The organism is Kineococcus auxinigenes (genome assembly GCF_050871525.1).
Classification (GTDB): domain Bacteria; phylum Actinomycetota; class Actinomycetes; order Actinomycetales; family Kineococcaceae; genus Kineococcus.
In genome coordinates, this window is record NZ_JBKBCT010000122.1 from 1 (window position 1) to 5,811 (window position 5,811).

Consider the following 5,811-nt stretch of genomic DNA (forward strand, 5'->3'; position numbering starts at 1 on the left):
ACCCCCTGTGGGGGTGGGCGCCCTTCGCCGTGGGAGTGCGCCGTCAGGGACTCGAACCCCGAACCCGCTGATTAAGAGTCAGCTGCTCTGCCAATTGAGCTAACGGCGCAACGAGAGAAGACTGTAGCAGCCCCGACGGGGTGCGGTGAAATCCGGTACCGGGGTGCGGGAGGGGTTCGCACCCCGGTACCGGCGGCTGTTTCAGGACCGCTTCCACCACTCGCCGTCGGGCAGGCCCTCGCTGACGAGCAGCTCCTCCGAGCGGGGTCCGTCCGGCGAGGCGATGTCCATGATCAGCGACAGGGGGATGTGCTCGGAGAGCATCTCCATGACGGGCTCGACGCCGGGCGCGCCGGCCCCCTCGCGCGTCGCGTTCTCGGGGGGCATGGGTCCTCCAGGTGTTGACGGGCCCGCGGTGGGGGCTGACCCCTACCTCGTCGTCGCCGCCCGGTCACCGCTTGAGCCGAGCCGCCGGGGAGGACACGTCCGGAGCAACCCGCGCGCGCCCCCAGGCACGCACCGTCAGCGCGCTCGCGCCCCGGAACCCGCGCTCGCGATCCCCGGGGCCGGCGCGGGAGCCGGGGCGGCGGAGTGCCGCGCCGGCGTCAGCAGGCCGCGGCGCATCGCCACCGCCGCGGCCAGCCGTCGCCGGCGCCGGCGCGCGGCCGTCGCGCGCGGACCGGGCAGCAGGTGCGCGGTGCGGGCGTGGACGGTGGTCGAGGAGGTCGTGGTCACGCTCCGGACGCTAGGTGCGGGCGGCCGGTGCCCGCATCGGCCCGCAGCCGCACCCCGGTGTCCACCCCCGGGAGGACACCGGCCCCGCACGGGGTGGACGTCCCCGCCACCGGACCACCCCGCCGGACCACCCCGCCCGAGCGCCTCGCTGGACCACCTCGTCGCCACCCGGGCGTCCCCGGCGGTTCGCCTGGACGCCGGCTGTGAGCTCGCGCACAGTGGTGCGGTGCGCAGCGCCGGGCAGTGGGGGGTGCGTCCCGTCATGCCGCAGGCGCTGCTGCTGGCCCTGCACCTGCGCGACGCGGCCGGCCTGCGCCCGCCCGGCGTGCCCGGGCTGCCCGACCTGCCGCCGCTGGACCCGCCGGCCCGCCCGCTGGGTTCGGCCGCCTCCCCGCCGGCCGGCCGGGAGGCGGCCGCGCTGCAGTGGGCCCGGTGGTGGGCCGGCGCCTTCCCCGGCGGCCCGCAGGCGCTGATCTCGCTGCTCCCGCCGTCCTTCCCGGGGCTGCGGGGCATGCCGGAGCTGCGCGGCCTGGCCGAGCTGGGCGTCGACGAGGCCGTCGCCTGGGCCGAGCGGGCCCGGCAGCAGCAGGCGCGGGTCGTCGCCGACGTCCCGGTCGCCCTGTTCGAGACGACGCTGCTGGCGCGGGTGGAGCGCGAGCTCGGCCGGAGGGTGCTGCCCTTCACCCTCGACGTGGTGGTGCTGCCGGTGCGCGGCCCCGGCGCCTGGGAGAGCCCCGCCGGGCCGGTGGTCTCCCTGGCCCTGCGCGCCGACCGCGACGCCTACCTGGCCTGGCTGCACGGGCAGCTGCTGCGCGTGGCGCGGCAGCAGGCCGGCCGGGGGCGGGGGACGACGAAGGCCCCGCCCCCCGAAGGGGGCGGGGCCTCGCCCGAAGGGTGAGTGACGGGACTTGAACCCGCGACTTCCTGGACCACAACCAGGTGCTCTACCAGCTGAGCTACACCCACCACGTGACGTCGTGCGGGGCACGGCGTGACGCGGTGAGCATACACGCCGCGCGGCGCCCGCCCCGAACGCCGCGGCCGGCCGCTGGGCCGTGCGGGTTCAGGCCTCCGGGGTCGGCTCCGGCTTCAGCTCCAGGCGCTGCCCGGCGGCCTTGGCGGTGTCCGAGTCCGGCCCGGGCTGCGGCACGAACAGCACCTCCCGGTAGTACTTCAGCTCCTGGATGCTCTCGCGGATGTCCGCGAGCGCCCGGTGCCCGCCGTGCTTGCGGGGGGTGTGGAAGTACACCCGCGGGAACCAGCGCCGCGCCAGCTCCTTGACGGAGGAGACGTCGATGAGCCGGTAGTGCAGGTGCTCGGTCAGGCGCGGCATGTCCCGCGCGAGGAACGCGCGGTCGGTGTGCACCGAGCTGCCCGCCAGGGGGGCCTTGCGCGGCTCGGGCACCCACCGGCGCACGTACTCCAGGACCTCGTCCTCCGCCTCGGCCAGGGTCCGCCCCGCCGGCAGCTCGGCCAGCAGGCCCGAGGAGGTGTGCATGTCCACCACGACGCGGTCCATGCCCTCCAGCGACTCCTGCGGCGGCTTGACCACCACGTCCACCCCGTCCCCGAGGACGTTGAGGTCGGCGTCGGTGACGAGGACGGCCACTTCCACGAGGGCGTCGCGACCCAGGTCCAGGCCGGTCATCTCGCAGTCGATCCACACGATGCGGTCCTGGACGCGGTCGCCGGTCCCGGCCGGCGTTGAGCTGCTCACCCGCCCAGCGTAGTCAGCGGGCCCGCGGGCTCGCGGCTACGCTCGCGGGGTGCCGGCGGACCCCCCCAGCAGCACCTCGGTGGCGCTCGCGCCCCGGCGCTCCCTGCTGGTGCTCACCGTCGCCGTGCTGCTGGTGTGCGGGGGGCTGAGCTTCGGGGCCGTCACCGCCGAGGTCGGGCTGTCCGGGGCGCTGCCCGCCCTGGCCCTGGCCGCCGTCCCCGTGGGGCCCGTGCTGGCCGCCGTGCTGTGGCTGGACCGCCACGAGGCCGAGCCCCCGCACCTGCTGGCCTTCGCCTTCGGCTGGGGGGCGTGCGTGGCCAGCCTGGGCGCCCTGGTGCTCAACTCCCTGTCCTCGCGGCTGCTGGACCGCGCCGTCGGCGACGTGACGAACACCTCCGTGCTCGTGGCGCCCGTCGTGGAGGAGGTCCTCAAGGGCCTCGGCGTCCTGCTGGTGCTGCTCAAGCAGCGCCGGCAGTTCGACGGCGTGGTGGACGGCATCGTGTACGCCGCGTTCGTGGGGGTGGGCTTCGCCTACCTGGAGAACGTCCTGTACCTGGGCCGCGCCCTCGGCGACGGCGAGCCCGCCTCGCTGGTCACGGTCTTCGTGCTGCGCTGCCTGGTCTCGCCGTTCGCGCACCCGCTGTTCACCATGGCCGTCGGGGTGGGCCTGGGGCTGGCGGTCGGGCGCGGGCCGCTGCCGGCGCGGGTCGTGGCGCCGGTGGCCGGGCTGGTGCTCGCCGTCGGGCTGCACTCGCTGTGGAACGCCAGCGCCGGGGCGGGCGTGACGGTGTTCATCGAGCTGTACCTGCTGCTGCAGGTCCCGGTGTTCGCCGCAGCCCTGGGGGTGGCCCTCGCCGCCCGCGCGCGCGAGGCGCGCCTGGTGGAGCGATCCCTGCAGGTGTACGTGCGCACCGGCTGGCTGCTGCCGGAGGAGGTGCGCGTGCTGTCCTCGGCGCGCGAGTGCCGCGCGGCCCGCCTCGCCGCCCGCGACGCCGGCGGGCGCCCGGCCGCCGGTGCCGTGCGCGACTTCCAGGAGACCGCCACCGCGCTGGCCTTCCGCCGCGACCGGATGCGCCGCGGCACCGACCCGGGCTCGCCGGAGGAGGAGCTGGCGCTGCTGCAGCGGCTGTCCGCCGAGCGGGCCCGCGTGCTGGCGCTGCTGCCCCCGGTCCCCGCCCCGGCACGGCCGGCGCAGAGCCGGTGAGAGGCGTCTCACGTGTGACCTGGGGCACCGTGCGGCCTCCCCGGCGGCGGTGCGGCCCCGCGAGGCCGTAACCTTCCAGGGTCGATGGAGCCGCACGAGAGACGAGGGTGAGTCCGTTGCCCGCTGCGAACCGGTACGACGCCGTTCTCATCGGGGGCGGGGTCATGAGCGCCACGCTCGCCACCGTCCTCGCCGAGCTGGAACCCGACTGGTCGATCCTGGTGCTGGAGAAGCTCGACGCCATCGGCGCCGAGAGCTCCGACGCCTGGAACAACGCCGGCACCGGGCACTCGGCGCTGTGCGAGCTGAACTACACCCCCGCCCGCCCCGACGGCACCGTGGACATCACCAAGGCCGTCGCGATCAACGAGCAGTTCCAGGTGAGCCGGCAGTTCTGGGCCCACCTGGTCGAGACGGGCGTGCTCGCCGACCCCGGCGCCTTCATCAACCCCGTCGCCCACATGAGCTTCGTGCGCTCGCGCGACGTGGAGTTCCTGCGCGCCCGCCACGAGGCGCTGTCGCAGCACCCCTTGTTCGCCGGCATGGAGTGGTCCACCGACCACGCCGAGATCGGGCGGTGGGCGCCCCTGCTCGTGGCCGGGCGGGACCCCGGCGAGCGGGTGGCCGCCACCCGCTCGGCCGCCGGCACCGACGTGGACTTCGGCGCGCTGACCCGCTCGCTGCTGACCGGCGCGGCCCGCCGCGGCGTGGAGCTGCTGACCGGTCACACCGTCTCGGACCTGACCCGGCGCGGGTCGGGGTGGACGCTGAAGGGCACCGCCGCCGGCGGCGGCTCCTTCGAGGTCGCCACCCCCTTCGTGTTCGTCGGCGCCGGCGGTGGTGCGCTGCACCTGCTGCAGCGCAGCGGCATCCCCGAGGGCAAGGGGTTCGGCGGGTTCCCCGTCAGCGGCCAGTGGCTGCGCTGCACGAACCCCGGGGTCGTCGAGCAGCACGCCGCGAAGGTCTACGGGCAGGCGGAGGTCGGCGCCCCGCCGATGTCCGTGCCGCACCTGGACAGCCGCGTCATGGACGGCCGCCGCTCGCTGATGTTCGGGCCCTACGCCGGGTTCTCCCCCCGGTTCCTGAAGAAGGGCTCGCTGCTGGACCTGCCGCTGTCGGTGAAGCCGGACAACCTGCTGCCGATGCTCGCCGTGGCCCGCGACAACGTGCCGCTGATGACCTACCTCGCCAAGCAGCTCACGCAGTCCACGGAGCAGCGGATCGAGGCGCTGAAGGTGTTCTACCCCGACGCCCGCTCCGAGGACTGGGAGCTGCTGACCGCCGGGCAGCGCGTGCAGGTCATCAAGAAGGGCCCGCACGGCGGCGTGCTGCAGTTCGGCACCGAGCTCGTCAACGCCGCCGACGGCTCCGTCGCCGCGCTGCTGGGCGCCTCCCCGGGCGCCTCCACCGCGGTGGACGTCGTGCTGCGGCTGCTGCGGCAGTGCTTCCCGGCGCACCAGGACGCCTGGCGCGAGCGCCTGACCGGCATGGTGCCCTCCTACGGGCGCCCGCTGTCCGACGACCCCGACCTGCTCGTCAAGACGCTGGCGCGCACCGCCGACGCGCTGCACCTGGCCGCCTGAGCCGCGCCGACGCGGTGCGCCACGCGGTGCTGCCCTCCCCGCTGGGGGACCTGACCGCGGCGCGGGACGAGCGCGGCCTGGTGGGCGTCTGGTACCCCGACCACCGCGGCGGGCTCCCGGCGGAGCTGGGCGAGCGCGACGACGGCGCCTTCGCCGACGTCGCCGCCCAGCTGGCGGAGTACTTCGCCCGGGAGCGCACCGCGTTCGACCTGCCGCTGGCCCCGCGCGCGGACGCCTTCGAGGCACGCGTGCGGGCGGCGCTGCTCGAGATCCCGTACGGCACCACGCGCAGCTACGGGGAACTGGCCCGCGCCCTGGGCGGGCCGGGGTACGCGCAGGCGGTGGGTTCCGCCAACGGGCGCAACCCGCTGTCGGTGGTGGTGCCCTGCCACCGGGTCGTCGGCGCGGACGGCGCCCTGACGGGCTACGCGGGCGGGCTGTGGCGCAAGCGGTTCCTGCTGTCCCTGGAGGAACCCGACGCCGACGACGCCGGCCGCCTCTTCTGACCCCCACCCCAACCCTCACCCCGTCGTGATCTTGCACGGTTGAGCTCTCAATCGTGCAAGATCACG

Annotated in this window: 7 protein-coding genes and 2 tRNA genes; 4 read left to right on the forward strand and 5 right to left on the reverse strand. The window is 75.7% G+C overall.

Translation table 11 applies throughout. The features are described from left to right. Window positions 1-36: 36 nt before the first annotated feature. The 3 genes from ACRYR9_RS19320 to ACRYR9_RS19330 all read right to left on the reverse strand — a co-directional run bounded on the left by ACRYR9_RS19320 (window position 37) and on the right by ACRYR9_RS19330 (window position 735). Window positions 37-109: transfer RNA gene (locus tag ACRYR9_RS19320), tRNA-Lys, on the reverse strand. 92 nt (window positions 110-201) lie between these two features. Further along, a complete protein-coding gene (locus ACRYR9_RS19325) occupies window positions 202-387 on the reverse strand; it encodes a hypothetical protein (RefSeq protein ID WP_432499036.1) in 186 nt (61 codons plus the stop codon). Window positions 388-522: 135 nt separating this feature from the next. Further along, a complete protein-coding gene (locus ACRYR9_RS19330) occupies window positions 523-735 on the reverse strand; it encodes a hypothetical protein (protein ID WP_432499033.1) in 213 nt (70 codons plus the stop codon). Between the two features lie 226 nt (window positions 736-961). On the opposite strand from ACRYR9_RS19330, the gene ACRYR9_RS19335 reads away from it, so the two are divergent. After that, window positions 962-1,633, forward strand: a complete 672-nt coding sequence (locus tag ACRYR9_RS19335; RefSeq protein WP_432499031.1) for a hypothetical protein — start codon at window positions 962-964, stop codon at window positions 1,631-1,633. On the opposite strand, the gene ACRYR9_RS19340 is transcribed toward ACRYR9_RS19335, so the two are convergent. Next, window positions 1,629-1,701 (reverse strand) — tRNA-His (locus tag ACRYR9_RS19340). The two genes, ACRYR9_RS19335 and ACRYR9_RS19340, sit on opposite strands and share 5 nt — an antisense overlap. Window positions 1,702-1,798: 97 nt before the next feature. Next, window positions 1,799-2,383: an oligoribonuclease gene (gene orn, locus ACRYR9_RS19345; RefSeq protein ID WP_432499039.1), complete on the reverse strand. Its 585-nt coding sequence runs from the start codon at window positions 2,381-2,383 to the stop codon at window positions 1,799-1,801. Between the two features lie 118 nt (window positions 2,384-2,501). Here orn and ACRYR9_RS19350 point away from each other — a divergent pair, with 118 nt between their 5' ends. From ACRYR9_RS19350 to ACRYR9_RS19360, 3 genes are all read left to right on the forward strand, one after another. After that, entirely contained in the window at window positions 2,502-3,656 is a 1,155-nt protein-coding gene (locus ACRYR9_RS19350) for a PrsW family intramembrane metalloprotease (protein WP_432499028.1), read from the forward strand. A gap of 107 nt (window positions 3,657-3,763) precedes the next feature. Further along, window positions 3,764-5,239: a malate:quinone oxidoreductase gene (locus ACRYR9_RS19355; RefSeq protein WP_432499026.1), complete on the forward strand. Its 1,476-nt coding sequence runs from the start codon at window positions 3,764-3,766 to the stop codon at window positions 5,237-5,239. A gap of 14 nt (window positions 5,240-5,253) precedes the next feature. Beyond that, on the forward strand, window positions 5,254-5,745 hold the full coding sequence (locus ACRYR9_RS19360; RefSeq protein WP_432499024.1) for a methylated-DNA--[protein]-cysteine S-methyltransferase: 492 nt from the start codon (window positions 5,254-5,256) through the stop codon (window positions 5,743-5,745). Window positions 5,746-5,811 lie beyond the last annotated feature (66 nt).

Coding starts and splice junctions, on each gene's coding strand:
- ACRYR9_RS19325 (WP_432499036.1), bottom strand. CDS start 387: ATGCCCCCCGAGAACGCGACGCGCGAGGGGGCCGGCGCGCCCGGCGTC.
- orn (WP_432499039.1), bottom strand. CDS start 2,383: ATGACCGGCCTGGACCTGGGTCGCGACGCCCTCGTGGAAGTGGCCGTC.